General features: G+C 67.5%; 15 protein-coding genes and 1 pseudogene. 12 read left to right on the forward strand and 4 right to left on the reverse strand.

The annotated features are described in order from the left end of the window. A pseudogene (locus JO059_RS05605) lies at nucleotides 1-144 on the forward strand (uracil-DNA glycosylase); the annotation flags it as partial. Between the two features lie 276 nt (nucleotides 145-420). On the opposite strand, the gene rpmB reads toward JO059_RS05605, so the two are convergent. Continuing rightward, entirely contained in the window at nucleotides 421-615 is a 195-nt protein-coding gene (gene rpmB, locus JO059_RS05610) for a 50S ribosomal protein L28 (protein WP_066930307.1), read from the reverse strand. A 291-nt stretch (nucleotides 616-906) separates the two neighbouring features. Between rpmB and JO059_RS05615 the strand changes: the two genes are divergently transcribed. From JO059_RS05615 to JO059_RS05625, 3 genes are read left to right on the forward strand one after another with little or no spacing between them, the layout of a single operon-like run. Continuing rightward, nucleotides 907-2,562 carry a DAK2 domain-containing protein gene (locus JO059_RS05615; RefSeq protein ID WP_293315117.1) on the forward strand — a complete coding sequence of 552 codons (1,656 nt, stop codon included), beginning with the start codon at nucleotides 907-909 and terminating at the stop codon, nucleotides 2,560-2,562. Between the two features lie 2 nt (nucleotides 2,563-2,564). Next, nucleotides 2,565-4,778, forward strand: coding sequence for an ATP-dependent DNA helicase RecG (gene recG / locus JO059_RS05620; RefSeq protein WP_293315118.1), 2,214 nt, complete (start codon nucleotides 2,565-2,567; stop codon nucleotides 4,776-4,778). Beyond that, nucleotides 4,775-5,485, forward strand: a complete 711-nt coding sequence (locus JO059_RS05625) for an HNH endonuclease family protein (protein WP_293315119.1) — start codon at nucleotides 4,775-4,777, stop codon at nucleotides 5,483-5,485. The genes recG and JO059_RS05625 overlap by 4 nt, the downstream gene beginning before the upstream one ends. A 19-nt stretch (nucleotides 5,486-5,504) precedes the next feature. Here JO059_RS05625 and JO059_RS05630 read toward each other — a convergent pair whose 3' ends face one another. Beyond that, the gene (locus JO059_RS05630) at nucleotides 5,505-6,359 is read right to left on the reverse strand and encodes an aldo/keto reductase (protein ID WP_293315141.1); all 855 of its coding nucleotides are present in this window, start codon (nucleotides 6,357-6,359) and stop codon (nucleotides 5,505-5,507) included. Between the two features lie 6 nt (nucleotides 6,360-6,365). Beyond that, entirely contained in the window at nucleotides 6,366-7,211 is an 846-nt protein-coding gene (locus JO059_RS05635) for an aldo/keto reductase (protein WP_293315120.1), read from the reverse strand. On the opposite strand from JO059_RS05635, the gene JO059_RS05640 reads away from it, so the two are divergent. The 5 genes from JO059_RS05640 (at nucleotide 7,210) to coaD (ending at nucleotide 10,900) form a co-directional block, all read left to right on the forward strand. Further along, nucleotides 7,210-8,340: an alpha/beta hydrolase gene (locus JO059_RS05640; protein ID WP_293315121.1), complete on the forward strand. Its 1,131-nt coding sequence runs from the start codon at nucleotides 7,210-7,212 to the stop codon at nucleotides 8,338-8,340. The genes JO059_RS05635 and JO059_RS05640 overlap by 2 nt on opposite strands. A gap of 99 nt (nucleotides 8,341-8,439) precedes the next feature. Then, the gene (locus tag JO059_RS05645; protein WP_293315122.1) at nucleotides 8,440-9,195 is read left to right on the forward strand and encodes a DsbA family protein; all 756 of its coding nucleotides are present in this window, start codon (nucleotides 8,440-8,442) and stop codon (nucleotides 9,193-9,195) included. Then, complete coding sequence (locus JO059_RS05650) at nucleotides 9,192-9,824, forward strand: vitamin K epoxide reductase family protein (RefSeq protein WP_293315123.1); 633 nt, start codon at nucleotides 9,192-9,194, stop codon at nucleotides 9,822-9,824. Before JO059_RS05645 ends, JO059_RS05650 begins: the two co-directional genes overlap by 4 nt. Before the next feature lie 10 nt (nucleotides 9,825-9,834). Further along, nucleotides 9,835-10,389 (forward strand): 16S rRNA (guanine(966)-N(2))-methyltransferase RsmD, encoded by a 555-nt coding sequence (rsmD, locus tag JO059_RS05655; protein WP_293315124.1) that lies wholly within the window; start codon nucleotides 9,835-9,837, stop codon nucleotides 10,387-10,389. Between the two features lie 22 nt (nucleotides 10,390-10,411). After that, nucleotides 10,412-10,900, forward strand: a complete 489-nt coding sequence (gene coaD, locus JO059_RS05660; protein WP_293315125.1) for a pantetheine-phosphate adenylyltransferase — start codon at nucleotides 10,412-10,414, stop codon at nucleotides 10,898-10,900. A gap of 71 nt (nucleotides 10,901-10,971) precedes the next feature. Here the strand turns inward: coaD and JO059_RS05665 are convergent, their stop codons facing one another. Continuing rightward, nucleotides 10,972-12,153 (reverse strand): permease, encoded by a 1,182-nt coding sequence (locus tag JO059_RS05665; protein ID WP_293315126.1) that lies wholly within the window; start codon nucleotides 12,151-12,153, stop codon nucleotides 10,972-10,974. Nucleotides 12,154-12,471: 318 nt separating this feature from the next. Between JO059_RS05665 and sepIVA the strand changes: the two genes are divergently transcribed. From sepIVA to rnc, 3 genes are all read left to right on the forward strand, one after another. Further along, a complete protein-coding gene (sepIVA, locus tag JO059_RS05670) occupies nucleotides 12,472-13,209 on the forward strand; it encodes a cell division protein SepIVA (RefSeq protein WP_293315142.1) in 738 nt (245 codons plus the stop codon). 69 nt (nucleotides 13,210-13,278) lie between these two features. Further along, on the forward strand, nucleotides 13,279-13,872 hold the full coding sequence (locus tag JO059_RS05675) for a DUF177 domain-containing protein (RefSeq protein WP_293315127.1): 594 nt from the start codon (nucleotides 13,279-13,281) through the stop codon (nucleotides 13,870-13,872). Beyond that, nucleotides 13,869-14,591, forward strand: coding sequence for a ribonuclease III (gene rnc / locus JO059_RS05680; protein ID WP_293315128.1), 723 nt, complete (start codon nucleotides 13,869-13,871; stop codon nucleotides 14,589-14,591). Before JO059_RS05675 ends, rnc begins: the two co-directional genes overlap by 4 nt. Nucleotides 14,592-14,637 lie beyond the last annotated feature (46 nt).

Raw genomic sequence — 14,637 nt, forward strand, 5'->3', positions numbered from 1 at the left:
GAAGGTGATTGCGTGGCTATCGAGTCGCCGCATCCCTCGCCCCTCTCGGCCTCACGCGGGTTTTTCGGCTCGAGTCCGTTCAGCCGCGCCAACGAACTGCTCGTGGGGATGGGCGCGGACCCCATCGATTGGCGGTTGCCCTGATCGAGATGTAGGCGCTGCGCGCGCACCGTCGCGGTGGCCCGGAGGTGTGGTGCACGGTGGTGTCGGTGCATTGACGGTGCCACTGGCCGTCATCCTTCAACAAATGGGCTCCTCGTATGACGTCGTCATCGACACCGTCGGCGGTCAGACGCTGGAACGCTCCTACCTTGCCGGCACCACGGCCGGCGCGCCTGCCGGCGGGCGGGCAATACCGTCATCGTCGTGCGGGAGTGACGACGTCGCTGAGGGGAATCTGTGCGCCGCCGCGCGTGCCGGCTACCCGCGGACGACCTTGCCGGCCTTGATGCAGGAGGTGCAGACGTTGAGCCGCTTCTTGTTGCCGCCGGGGCGGGTCACGACGTGCACGGTTTGGACGTTGGGGTCCCACCGGCGGCTGGTGCGGCGGTGGGAGTGCGACACCGACTTGCCGAAGCCGGGGCCTTTCCCGCAGATATCGCACACAGCGGCCATCGTTCAAACTCCTCGAATCGTCTCGGGTCCGGCACTCGAACCATCGCGAGCCGGGACAGCCCGGGCCGGCCCGGGCCAAGCCAGGATACCGACTGTGGTGATCAACCACCAAAACGCCGAACAGCTGCGCCGGAGCTTACGACGGGGCTTGTCGGCCCTGCTCGCTAGGCTCAACGCGCTGGTTCACTGGGCCCGCGGGTGCTCGCCGTCACGGCTGACCGCCAAGCATGCGGCCGCCGGGCTACGCTGGCGCCCACCGGGAGGCCGCGGCGAGGAGGTGGGTCACTGGGCATGTCGGATCGTGTGCTGGACGCGTCGGCCTTGCGGGACTGGGCGCACACCGCCGTCAGCGACCTGATCACTCACATCGATGAGATCAACCGGCTCAACGTTTTCCCCGTCGCCGATTCCGATACCGGCGCCAACATGCTGTTCACCATGCGCTCCGCATTGGTGGAGGCGAACGCCGGCGCCGAAGGCGGTTCGCAATGTGTCGCCCGGGTCGCCGCAGCCCTGTCGGCGGGTGCGCTCAACGGTGCTCGCGGCAATTCCGGCGTGATCTTGTCGCAGATTCTGCGCGGCATCGGCGATGTGACCGCGGCGGCTGCGGCCGGCGGTGAACTGCATCACATGGACGCCCCGATGCTGGGGGCGGCCCTGCGGCGAGGCGTCGAACTGGTCGTCGCGTCGATGGGCGGCGACGAGGTTCCGGGCACCGTTGTCTCGGTGTTGCGGGCCGCCGCAGAAGCCGTCGAGGAGTGCGCCGACGAGGGGCTGGCCGCGGCCATCACAGCGGCCGGCGACGCAGCGGTGGTAGCCCTGGAAAAGACCCCCGAGCAGCTCGACGTGCTCGCCGACGCCGGTGCGGTCGATGCCGGCGGTCGAGGCCTGCTCGTGCTGCTGGACGGCCTTCGACGCACTATCACCGGGCAGTCGCCCGCGCGCACGGTCTACGAGCCGACGCCCCCCGCGACCCTGCCCGAAGCCACGGGCGAGCGCCCGGGGCCGCAGTTCGAGGTGATGTATCGCCTGGATGACTGCGGTGCCGCGGCCGCCGAGACACTGCGGAATCGGCTCGAGGCGCTCGGCGAATCGGTGGCGCTGGCCCAGGCGGCCGGCCAGGAATCGGCCGCGCTCGACAGTTACTCCGTGCACGTGCACACCGATGACGCGGGGGCCGCCGTCGAGGCGGGGCTGGCCGCGGGCCGGCTCAGCCGGATCGTCATCTCCGCGCTGGACTCCGGCGGCGGCGGGCTGCCGGCGGGCAGCTGGACCCGGGAACGCGCCGTGCTCGCGGTCGTCGACGGCGAGGGCGCGGCCGGGCTGTTCGCCACCGAGGGCGCCTGCGTGCTGCAGCCCGGTCCGGATGCCGTCAGCGCACACCAACTGGTCAGGGCCGTGGTGGACACCGGGGCGGCGCAGGTGATGGTGCTGCCCAACGGCTATGTGGCGGCCGAGGAGCTGGTGGCCGGCTGCACCGCGGCCATCGGCTGGGGTATCGACGTCGTGCCGATACCGACCGCGTCCATGGTGCAGGGGCTGGCCGCGCTGGCCGTGCACGACACCGACAGGCAGGCGGTCGACGACGGCTTCACCATGGCTCGCGCCGCCGGCGCGGCGCGGCACGGATCGGTGCGCATCGCGACCGACAGCGCGTTGACCTGGGCGGGCCGCTGCCAGCCGGGCGACGGCCTGGGCATCGCTGGCGATGAGGTGCTGATCGTGGCCCCCGATGCGGCGAGCGCCGCGATCGGCCTGCTCGATCTGCTGCTGGCATCGGGCGGCGACCTGGTGACGGTGTTGATCGGCGCGGGCATCGACACTGACGCCGAAACCCTGATGCGCGGCACCCTGCAACGGCATGTTCACGACAACCACCCGGGGACCGAGCTCGTCACCTACCACACCGGCCACCGCGGCGACGTCCTCCTCATCGGGGTCGAATAGTCGTGGTATCACTGTCCGACCGGCTCACATATCTGGTCGATGCGAGGTCCGTCCGTCTCCTCGACGAGCTATTCGGCATCCGGACCGTCGACGACCTGTTACGCCATTACCCGCGTGGTTACACCGAGGGCGCGACTCAGCGCGGCACGGGCGACGAACCTCCCTTAGAGGGCCAGCACATCACCCTCGTCGACACGATCACCAACACGGAGTCGTTTCCGATGAAGAAGGACCGGAAGCGGTGGGTTCACCGCATCACTCTCGGGTCCGGACGCAGCAAGGTGACCGCCACGTTCTTCAACGCGAACTACATCAAGAAGGACCTTACGAAGGACACCAAGGTGATGCTCTCAGGCGAGGTCGGCTATTACCGGGGAGCAATGCAGCTGACGCATCCGGCATTTCTGATCCTCGAAGCACCGGACGGAAAGACGCACGGCACCAAGTCGCTGAAGAAGATCGCCGATGCCTCGGGTGCGGTCAGCAGCGAAGAGGTGACCTCGGCCTACGAAGGCCGCTTCTTCGGGATCTACCCGGCCAGCGCGAAACTGCAGAGCTGGGACATTTTCGCCTGCGTGCGCCAGGTGCTTGACCTCCTCGATCCGGTGCCCGATCCGCTGCCCGCGGAGCTGCGCGCCACCCTGGGCCTGATGTCGGAGGACCAGGCGCTGCGCGCCATCCATCTCTCCGAGAACGAGGCCGAACGAAGCCGCGCGCGTGAGCGATTGACGTTCGACGAGGCCGTCGGCCTGCAATGGGCGCTGGTGGCCCGACGGCACGGTGAGCTGTCCGAATCCGGGCCCCCGGCAGCGCCGCGGACCGATGGTCTGGCCGCGGAACTCTTGCGGCGCTTGCCATTCGAGCTGACGGCGGGCCAGCGGGAAGTGCTCGACGTACTTTCCGATGGCCTCGCGGGGGTCCGGCCGATGAACCGCCTGCTTCAGGGTGAGGTGGGATCCGGCAAGACGATCGTGGCGGTGCTGGCAATGCTCCAAATGGTCGACGCCGGCTATCAGTGCGCGATGCTGGCGCCGACGGAAGTCCTTGCCAATCAACACCGTTCGTCGATCAACAACGTGCTGGGCCCGCTGGCGATGGGCGGACAGCTGGAGGGCTTGGACGGCGCCACCCGGGTGGCGCTGCTCACCGGTTCGTTGACGGCCGCGCAGAAAAAGCAGATTCGGGCCGAGATCGCGAGCGGACGGGTGGGAATCGTCATCGGTACCCACGCGCTGCTGCAGGACGCGGTGGAGTTCCACAACCTCGGCATGGTGGTCGTCGACGAACAACACCGCTTCGGCGTCGAACAGCGAGACCAGCTGCGCGCCAAGGCTCGTCCCGGCATCACCCCGCACCTGTTGGTGATGACGGCGACGCCGATACCGCGCACCGTCGCGCTCACCGTCTACGGCGACCTGGAGACCTCCACCTTGCGTGAGCTCCCGCGCGGGCGCCAGCCGATCACCACGAACGTCATTTTCGTCGCGGACAAGCCCGCCTGGCTCGATCGCGCCTGGCAGCGCATCGTCGAAGAGGTCGCCAAAGGCCGCCAGGCCTATATCGTGGCGCCGCGCATCGACGAGACCGACGAGCCCGACCGGCAAGGCGCCCACCCAGCCGCCACGGCGGAAGGGATGCACGCGCGGCTGCATTCGAAGGAACTGGCGGGCCTGCGGCTCGGGCTTATGCATGGGCGATTGCCCGTCGACGAAAAGGACGCCGCGATGGCCGCGTTCGGCGCGGGTGAGCTCGATGTGCTCGTGTGCACGACCGTCATCGAGGTGGGTGTGGACGTGCCGAATGCCACGGTGATGCTGGTGATGGACGCCGACCGATTCGGGATCAGCCAATTGCATCAGCTGCGGGGCCGCATCGGGCGCGGTGAGCATCCCAGCCTGTGCCTGCTGGCGTCGTGGGTACCGCCCGAGTCGGCCGCCGCTCGTCGGCTCTGTGCCGTCGCCGAAACCCTGGACGGCTTCGCCCTCGCCGACCTGGACCTCGAGGAGCGGAAGGAAGGAGATGTGTTGGGCCGCAACCAGTCCGGTAAGGCGATCACCCTGCGGCTGCTGTCACTGGCGGAACACGGAGCCTACATCGAGGCGGCGCGTGAATTCTGCGTCCGGGCGTACGAGCGAGACGCCTCAAATGCCGAATTGGCTTTGCTGGCCGCGCGCTTCACGGATACCGACCAAATCGAATACCTGGACAAGTCGTGAACCGGAAGCTGCTGCTGTGGTTGTCGGCCTTCGCGGTGCTCGCGGTCCTGGTCGCCTATCAGACGTGGGCATCGGTGGCGGCCAGACATGCCGAAGTCGCCGCCCGCGCCGATGTGCCCACGGTGCAACCCGGCGCCGATGTGTTGGCGGGCGTCGGGGTGGTGCCGGAACGCATGCACCGTTACGACTATCGCAGGGCGGCGTTCGGCGACGCGTGGACCGACGACAACGACGCTCCCCTCGGGCACAACGGGTGTGACACCCGCGACAACATCCTCAACCGGGATCTCGGCGATAAGACGTACGTGTCGATCAAGCGGTGCCCGGATGCGGTGGCCACCGGCACGTTGCACGACCCCTACACCAACACCACCGTCACCTTCCAGCGCGGCGCCAAGGTGGGCGAATCGGTGCAGATCGACCACATCGTCCCGCTCGCCTACGCCTGGGACATGGGCGCGTACAACTGGGGGTTGCTCGAGCGAATACGTTTTGCGAACGACCCCGCCAACTTGCTGGCGGTCGAAGGCCAGACCAATCAGGACAAGGGTGATTCGCCGCCCGCCCAATGGATGCCGCCGAACACCGCGTTCGCGTGCCAGTACGCCATGCAGTTCATCGCCGTGCTGCGTGGCTACGCGTTGCCGGTCGACCAGGCCTCGGCGGGGGTCCTGCGACAGGCCGCGGCCACCTGCCCGGCGGGGTAAGCGCTGACGGCCGGCCCGGTTACGCGCCGTCGTAGGTGTTCGGGTCCGGGCGCAGCCGGGTCCCGTCGTTGAGGCCGTTGAGGGCTTCCATGTGCTCGGCGGCCAATTCGAAATCGAAGATGTCCAGGTTGCTGGCGATGCGTTCGGCTTTGGTGGAGCGGAAGACCACCGCGTTGCCCAATTGCACGTTCCACCGCAGCAACACCTGCGCGGGCGTCTTGCCGTATTCGGCGGCCACCGAGGTCACGGTCGGGTTGTCCATCAGCCTGCCGAGAACCAGCGGGGTGTAGGACTGCGTGACGACGTTGTGCTGCTGATCTGCCTTGCGGATCTCGTCCTGATTGAACAGCGGGTGCAGCTCGACCTGATTGACGGCGGGCGTGACGAAGGTCAGGTCGATGACCGTCGCCAGGTGCTCCTCGGTGAAGTTGGATACGCCGATCGACCGGGCATGGCCTTCGCCGCGGGACTGGATCAGGCCGCCGAATGCGTCCACGTACGCGCCGAGCGACGGCGCCGGCCAGTGGATGAGATACAGGTCGACGTAGTCCAGGCCGAGCCGCTCCAGGCTGGCCGTGCAGGCCTCCTGCGCGGCGCTGAAACCCTGCTCGGCGGTGGCCAGTTTAGTGGTGACGAACAACTCCGCGCGCGGAATCCCCGAGGCCGCGATCGCACGACCGACGGCCGCTTCGTTGCCGTACACCGCGGCGGTGTCGATGAGCCGGCAGCCGACTTCCAGCGCGGCCGACACCGCGCGCTCGGTCTCGTCGTCCGATAATTCCGCCACCCCCAGGCCCAGCACCGGCATGGTGTTTTCGTCATTGAGGGCGACTGAGGGTATTGCGGGTACGGCGGCGTGCGACTCACCGGCCAACGTCATTCACCTGCCTGTGAAGTTGAAGGTTCGAGGATCCGGACCAAGGCGGGTGCCGTCGTCAAGCGAAGAGATCGACGCCATCTCATCGGCACTGAGTTCGAAATTGAACACGTCGAAGTTACTCGCAATCCGTGAGGGGTTCACCGACTTGGGGATCACGATATTACCCAGTTGGATATGCCACCGAATCAACACCTGGGCAGGTGTCCGTCCTCGTCCCTCCGCCACCGCCGTCACCGTCGGGTGATCGAGCAGCTCCCCCCGTCCCAGCGGCGACCAGGCTTCGGTCGCAATGCCGCGCTGGGCGTGCACTTCGCGCAATTCCCCTTGGGAAAACCGCGGATGCAGCTCGATCTGGTTGACGGCCGGGACGATGCCGGTGGCATCGACCAGCACCGTGAGGTGCTCGGGCTCGAAATTGCTGACGCCGATCGTCCGGATCCGGCCCTGATCACGAAGGTGGGCGAAGGCCTTGAACGAGTCGACGTACTTGTTGAGCGCGGGGACCGGCCAGTGGATCAGATACAGGTCGAGATAGTCGAGACCAAGGCGCTCCATGCTGGCGTCGAACGCTCTCAGCGCGCTGTCGTAGCCCTGGTCGGCATTCCACAGCTTGGTGACCACGTAGAGTTGGTCACGCGGCACGTCACAATCGGCAATCGCTCGTCCGGTCTCCCGCTCGTTTCGGTAGGCCGCAGCCGTATCGATATGCCGGTAACCGGCGCGCAGCGCTGCACTGACCGCCCGCTCCGTGTCCGCCGGAGGAACCTGGAAGACACCGAGCCCCACGACGGGGATGGAATTTCCGTCGTTCAGCGTGATCGAGTTTTGTTCGAGGGAGCTGCCCATGACCAAGAGTCTGCCAGGCGCGCCGGACGTCCATCCTGGAACGGAACGCCCACCCATGGGGTGGGCCAGCCGCCTGCAGAGCGCGGTCACTGCCGTTGGCGTCAAGGTCATTCCGTGTATCCCGACCGCGGCGCGGGAGCTGTTGGTCCGCGGCCGCGCGGTCATGATCGACGGCAACACGCTGGATCCCACGCTGCAGCTGATGCTGTCCGGTCAGCGCCTCGTTGGCATCGACGGCCTGGTCGTCGACGACGACCCGGCCGCGTCCCGCGCGCACATGCGCGAAAGCTGTCTCGGATTTCCGGGCCCCCAGATTCATGTCGAGGTAGCGGACCTGTCCATACCCGGACCGGCCGGGACGATCAGGGTGCGGCATTACCGCCCGGCTGACGGTCAAACCGCGCCCTTGCTGGTCTTCTACCACGGGGGCGGCTGGGTGATCGGCGACCTGGACACCCATGACGCACTGTGCCGGCTGACGTGCCGTGACGCCGGCATCCACGTGCTGTCCGTGGACTACCGGCTGGCCCCCGAGCACCCCGCGCCGGCCGCGGTCGACGACGCTTACGCGGCCTTCAAGTGGGCGCACGAGCACGCCGGTGAGCTCGGCGCCGCGCCCGGCCGAGTCGCGGTCGGCGGGGACAGCGCCGGCGGAAACCTGGCCGCCGTCGTGTCCCAGCTCGCTCGGGACGAGGCTCAACACGGCGCGGGCCCGATGCCGGTGTTGCAATGGCTCATCTACCCGCGGACCGACTTCACCGCGCAGACCCGGTCGATGAGCCTGTTCGCCCGGGGCTTCCTGCTGACCAGGCGAGACATTGACTGGTTCCACGCGCAGTACCTGAGGGGCTCCGGTATCCACGCCGCGGATCCGCTGGTGTCTCCGCTGCTGGCCGAATCGCTGTCCGGGCTGCCGCCGGCGTTGATGGCGGTCGGTGGCTTCGACCCGCTGCGCGACGAAGGGGAGAGCTACGCGGCGGCGCTGCGGGCCGCCGGGGTCGAAGTGGACCTGCGCTACCTGGGTTCGCTGACGCATGGCTTCGTCAGCCTGTTTCAGCTCGGGGGAGACAGTGCCGCCGCGACCAGCGAGCTGATCTCTGCCCTGCGGGCGCACCTGAGCCGGGTCTGATTTCGCGGGTCGGCCGGTACTCTAGAGGCGCCTGCAGAGGCCTTGTCGAAACCTTGTCCGACCGCCGGGCAAGCCCAGCAGCAAAGGATCAGCGAAGCCGTGGCCGACAAACCCAAGCGCCCCCCGCGATACGACCTGAAGTCCGGCACCAGCAGATCCGGCCGACTCGTCCAGATCGCCGGCACCGCGTTCGTCGTGCTGCTCCTGGTCGGTGTTGTCTTCTGGATCGTCAGCCACAAGAAGCAAGCCGGCGGGGATGACACGGTTCGGGTGGCGTCGGGCAAGGTGGTCACCCAGCCGGGGACCAGCAACCCCAAGGCCGTGGTGACGTTCTACGAGGATTTCCTCTGCCCGGCCTGCGGTAATTTCGAGCGCACCTTCGGACCGACGGTGTCGAAGCTCATCGACATCGGCGCCATAGCGGCGGACTACTCCATGGTGTCCATTCTGGACAGCCCGAAGACCCAGAACTATTCGTCGCGGGCGGGCGCGGCGGCCCTGTGCGTCGCCGACGAATCCATCGATGCGTTCCGCCGTTTCCATGCCGCCCTATACAGCCCGAACATCCAGCCCGACGAGCGCGGGACCAGCTTCCCCGACAACGCGAAGTTGATCGAACTGGCCCGCGAAGCCGGCGCGGCCGGCAAGGTCCCGGACTGCATCAACAGCGGCAAGTATCTGTCGAAGGTGACCGGCGAGGCGGCGGCCAAGCACATCAACGCGACTCCGACCATCAACATCAACGGCGAGAACTATGACCCGTCGACACCCGACGCGCTGGTGAGCAAGATCAAAAGCATTGTGGGTGACGTGCCGGGCATAGACAGCGCGCTGGCTCCCGCAGCCGCATCGTGACCGCGCCGGTGTCAGCACCCGACGATCTGACACCGGATTGGCGTCCCGAAGCGCGTGTACCGGCGGCCAGCGCGTGGTGGGTGCTGATCGCCGGGGTGATCGGCTTGGTGGCATCGATGACCCTGACGGTGGAGAAGATCGAGCTTCTGCGCAACCCGTCATACGTACCGTCGTGCAACTTCAACCCCATCGTGTCGTGCGGTTCGGTGATGGTGACGCCGCAGGCGTCGGTCCTGGGTTTTCCCAACCCGCTGCTCGGCCTGGTGGGCTTCACCGTGGTGCTCGTCACCGGAGTGCTGGCAGTCGCGAAAGTATCTCTGCCCCAATGGTATTGGTACGGATTGACGGCCGGGGTGCTGGCGGGCGCCGTGTTCGTCCACTGGCTGATCTTCCAGAGCCTGTATCGCATCGGTGCCTTGTGCCCCTACTGCATGGTGGTCTGGGTGATCACCATTTCGCTGTTGGTGGTGGTGGCATCGATCGCGTTTCGCCCGGCGCTGCAGCGAAGCCACTCCGGAGCGGCGTGGCTGCTGTACCAATGGCGCTGGTCGGCAGCCGCGCTCTGGTTCACCGGGGTGTTCCTGCTGATCCTGATGCGGTTCTGGAACTACTGGTCGACCCTGCTGTGAGCGCCCGCGGATGACGCGGATCATCGGCGGGGTAGCCGGGGGCCGTCGCATCGCTGTCCCGCCCCGCGGAACGAGGCCGACCACCGATCGAGTCCGCGAGGCCCTTTTCAGCATCCTGACGGCGCGACGCGACCTGGCCGGCCTGTCGGTGCTGGACCTCTACGCCGGTTCGGGCGCGCTGGGGCTCGAGGCGCTGTCGCGCGGGGCCGCGTCCGTGCTCTTCGTGGAGGCCGATCAGCGCACCGCGGCGGTCATCGCGCGCAACGTCGAAGCCTTGCGCCTCGAGGGCGCTACCGTGCGTCGGGGCACGGTGGCGAGCGTCCTGGCGGCCGGCGCCGCGTCTGCGGTGGACCTGATCCTGGCGGACCCGCCCTACGACCTCGAGGCTGCCGAGGCGGACGCGGTTCTGGCCGCGCTGACCGCCCATGGATGGGTGCGCGAGGGCACCATCGCCGCGGTGGAGCGCGCGGTCAACAGCGCGGCCCTGAGCTGGCCGCCGGGCTGGTCCGCCTGGCCGCAACGGGTTTACGGCGACACCCGATTGGAGCTGGCCGAACGGGTCTGAGCGCCGTGTAGGGTCATCCGTCATGACCGGCGCGGTGTGCCCGGGGTCTTTTGATCCGGTGACGTTGGGCCATATCGACGTCTTCGAGCGCGCCTCGGCGCAGTTCGACGAGGTGGTGGTCGCCATCCTGACCAACCCAGCCAAGCAGGGCATGTTCGGCCTCGACGAGCGGATCGCGATGATCGAGGAGTCCACGACGCACCTGCCGAACCTGCGGGTGGAGCCCGGGCAGGGCTTGGTGGTCGACTTCGTCACCTCCCGCGGTATGACGGCCATCGTGAAGGGACTGCGCACCGACACCGACTTCGAATACGAGCTGCAGATGGCGCAGATGAACAAGCACATCGCGGGAGTCGACACCTTCTTCGTGGCGACCGCACCGCGGTATTCGTTTGTGTCGTCGTCGTTGGCCAAGGAGGTCGCGATGCTGGGCGGCGACGTGTCCGAACTGCTGCCCGAACCGGTGAACCGCCGGCTGCGCGAGAAGCTTTCGCGTGGCGGGCAACCATGACCTTACCGCCCTGAGCCGCAGGAGCGCGTTGTCATGGCCCCATTCCGCTTCTGCGGGAAGAGAATAGCCCGCTAGTGCTGCTCGCAGCCGTGATCATGGGGCTCGTGCCCCGCATCGGGGGAGCCACCCATCATGCGCGCCATCGGCAGTCCGTCGGTGGTGACGAAGCGCACCACAAGTGCCGCCGCGACGATGACGAAGCCGATATTGAGCCAGGTGGTGTAGTTCCACGAAATCGCCGCCTGCATTACCGTGGCGTTGCGCTGTCGGGGAATGAGACTCGTTGTGCCGAACAGTAATTCGACGACGTAACCGGCGCACACCATCGCGGCGTAGAACGTGCCCAGCAGGGTGAGCATCATCCGGGTGCCGTAGTACTTGCGGTAGATGTTCAAGATCGGCAGGATCACCAGGTCGGCGTAGATGAACGCGATGACGCCGCCGAAGCTGATGCCGCCATTCCACAGCACTGCGGCCAGTGGCACATTGCCGATCGAGCAGACGAAGGACACGATCGCCACGATGGGCCCCACGATCGGCCCCCATAGCGTCGCCCAGCCCGGATGATCGGCGAAAAAGAAGTCGCGCCAAAATGTTTCGGGCACCCACGCCGCAATGGCGCCCGCGATCAGCAGACCCAGCACCAGATCCCGGAGAATCGCCAGCCACTCCATGACGAACACGTGCGACACCGAGGTGAAGCCCTGCGGTGAGAAGAGCCGCCGCCAGAACGTGCCTTCCCCTTTGATGGACATGTCCATCGCGGCATGGCCTTCCATCGAGCCCGCGATTCCCCGCTCGGCCTGCGCGCGGGCGGCGTCCACGAGCCGGGGCCGGACGAACAGCCGGAACAAAAAGGCGAGCACGATGATCATCAGCGGGCCGCCGACGAACTCCGCGGCGGTGAACTGCCAGCCCATCAACAGAGCCAGGATGATGCCCAACTCGACCACGAGGTTGGTGGAACCGATCTCGAACGCCATCGCGGCGGTGAAGTTCGCTCCCTTGCGGAACAGCGACCGCGCCAGGGCCACCGCGGCATACGAGCACGACGATGACGCCGCGCCCAGGCCGGCCGCGACCGCGAGCGTGCGCGGGCGGTCGTTCCCCAGCAGGGTCACGATCGTCGAGCGCCGCACTACTGCCTGCACGACCGCCGACAGGGCGAAGCCCAGGATCAGCGCCCACAGGATTTCCCACGTCATCGACCCCGCCACCGCCAGGGCGTGGCCGACCGCTGCCAGCACTCTCACCGAGTCCTCCGATTCTCCGCCCGCCAGATTATACCCCCTCGGGGTATAGCTCAACCGCCGGCGAGGCGGGCACGGCCCGCGTGCGGTGGCTTTCGCGCCGCCGATCCCTAGAATGGCGGCAAAAATCGGTTCGGTGGCCCCGTCAATTCCCGCTGACACGTGGGTGACACGGGAGCTCGCGCGGCGGTCAGCCGTGCCGGCGGAAACGCTGTCGGCATTCATGGGTCGAATACCCGACACACCGGCTCGCCACCGCCGTCACAGACGCAACACCAGGCACACTGGTAACAACCACGTCGACGCCAGGAGGGTATGGCCGTGTACCGAGTTTTTGAAGCGCTGGACGAATTGGGCGCCATCGTCGAAGAGGCTCGCGGCGTGCCCATGACCTCCGGCTGCGTCGTGCCCCGCGGAGACGTACTCGAGCTGGTCGACGACATCAAAGACGCAATCCCGGGGGAGCTGGACGACGCCCAGGACGTGCTCGACGCGCGCGATTCGATGCTGCAGGAAGCCAAGGCCCACGCCGAATCCATGGTCTCGGCGGCGACCACCGAGTCCGAGGCGATGCTCAACCACGCGCGCGCGGAGGCCGACCGGCTGCTTTCCGACGCGAAGTCGCAGGCCGACCGCATGGTCAACGAAGCGCGCCAGCACAGCGAGCGGATGGTCGGCGAGGCCCGCGAGGAGGCGATTCGCATCGCTACGGCGGCGAAGCGCGAGTACGAAGCCAGCGTCACTCGCGCCCAGGCCGAGTGCGATCGGCTGATCGAGAACGGCAACATCTCCTACGAGAAGGCCGTGCAAGAGGGCATCAAAGAGCAGCAGCGTCTGGTCTCGCAGAACGAGGTGGTACAGGCCGCCAACGCAGAGGCCACCCGTCTCATCGACACGGCGCACGCCGAGGCCGACCGGTTGCGCGGGGAGTGCGACATCTACGTCGACAACAAGCTCGCCGAATTCGAGGAGTTCCTCAACGGCACACTGCGGTCCGTCGGGCGCGGTCGCCATCAGCTGCGGACCGCGGCCGGCACGCACGACTACGCCACGCGCTGACGCGGCGTCGCGCCTCGTGCCAGGATCAACGCCCTGGCTTTACCGGATCGGCGCCGTAGGATTTCCCCTATGACGCGGCAGCACGGCCCCACGACGCAGCGCCAGCGCCACCCCGGCTCAGCGATGACCGTCGACATCACCCGGCTCGGGAGACGTCCAGGGGCGATGGTGACGCTGCGCAACACCGTGCCCAGTCCCTCACGCATCGGCCTGGCGATGATCGCGATCGACCAGGGTGCTCCGTTGGAGCTGGACCTGCGGGTGGAATCGGTATCGGAAGGCGTGTTGGTGACGGGCACGGTGGCCGGGCCCACCGTCGGCGAATGCGCCCGTTGCCTGACCGAAGTCCACGGCCGCGTCGAAGTCGGCCTGACGGAGCTGTTCGCGTACCCCGACAGCACGACCGAGGCGACCACCGAGGAAGACGAGGTCGGTCACATCGTCGACGACACCATCAACCTCGAACAGTCGATCATCGACGCCGTCGGGCTGGACCTGCCGTTCTCGCCGGTGTGCCGGCCTGATTGCCCGGGATTGTGCCCCGAATGCGGTGTTTCGCTGGCCGCGGAGCCGGGCCATCACCATGACCGGGTCGACTCGCGCTGGGCCAAGCTGGCCCATTGGCTGCCGCCCGATCACGGCGACCGGCGGGAAAAGCGGTGAGCTCACGACAGACGCTGCTCGATGCGCTCGGCGTCGGTCTGCCCGATGAGCTGCTGTCGCTGGCCCTGACCCACCGCAGCTATGCCTACGAACACGGCGGCCTGCCCACCAACGAGCGCCTGGAATTCCTCGGCGATGCCGTGCTGGGCCTGACCATCACCGACGAGCTCTTCCATCGCCATCCCGACCGCTCGGAGGGGGATCTGGCCAAGCTGCGGGCGAGTGTGGTCAACACCCAGGCGCTGGCCGACGTCGCGCGGAACCTGACCGATGAGGGCCTCGGCGTTCACCTGTTGCTCGGCCGCGGCGAGGCGAACACCGGCGGGGCCGACAAGTCGAGCATCCTGGCCGACGGGATGGAGTCGCTGCTCGGCGCCATCTATCTGCAGCATGGGATCGAGACCGCGCGCGAGGTCATCCTCCGACTGTTCGGCGCGCTGCTGGACGCCGCGCCGACGCTTGGAGCCGGGTTGGACTGGAAGACCAGCCTGCAAGAGCTCACCGCCGCGCGTGGTCTGGGGCCGCCGGGCTACCTGGTGACCTCCACCGGGCCGGACCACGATAAGGAATTCACCGCGGTGGTCGTCGTCATGGACACCGAGTACGGGTCAGGCGTGGGCCGCTCCAAGAAGGAGGCCGAGCAAAAGGCGGCGTCCTCGGCGTACAAAACCCTCGAAGCCCGCGACGCTCTGGATACCGCGGGGCAAACGACCGCTTAGTTCGATGCTGCGCCGGCCCCCAGCACCCGGCTTCGCCGGGCTTGCG

Origin of the sequence: Mycobacterium sp. (genome assembly GCF_019247615.1) — a bacterium.
Taxonomy (GTDB): Bacteria; Actinomycetota; Actinomycetes; order Mycobacteriales; family Mycobacteriaceae; genus Mycobacterium.

Coding starts and splice junctions, on each gene's coding strand:
- rpmB (WP_066930307.1), bottom strand. CDS start 615: ATGGCCGCTGTGTGCGATATCTGCGGGAAAGGCCCCGGCTTCGGCAAG.
- JO059_RS05675 (WP_293315127.1), top strand. CDS start 13,279: ATGACGCGGCAGCACGGCCCCACGACGCAGCGCCAGCGCCACCCCGGC.
- JO059_RS05640 (WP_293315121.1), top strand. CDS start 7,210: ATGACCAAGAGTCTGCCAGGCGCGCCGGACGTCCATCCTGGAACGGAA.
- rsmD (WP_293315124.1), top strand. CDS start 9,835: ATGACGCGGATCATCGGCGGGGTAGCCGGGGGCCGTCGCATCGCTGTC.
- JO059_RS05635 (WP_293315120.1), bottom strand. CDS start 7,211: ATGGGCAGCTCCCTCGAACAAAACTCGATCACGCTGAACGACGGAAAT.
- JO059_RS05615 (WP_293315117.1), top strand. CDS start 907: ATGTCGGATCGTGTGCTGGACGCGTCGGCCTTGCGGGACTGGGCGCAC.
- coaD (WP_293315125.1), top strand. CDS start 10,412: ATGACCGGCGCGGTGTGCCCGGGGTCTTTTGATCCGGTGACGTTGGGC.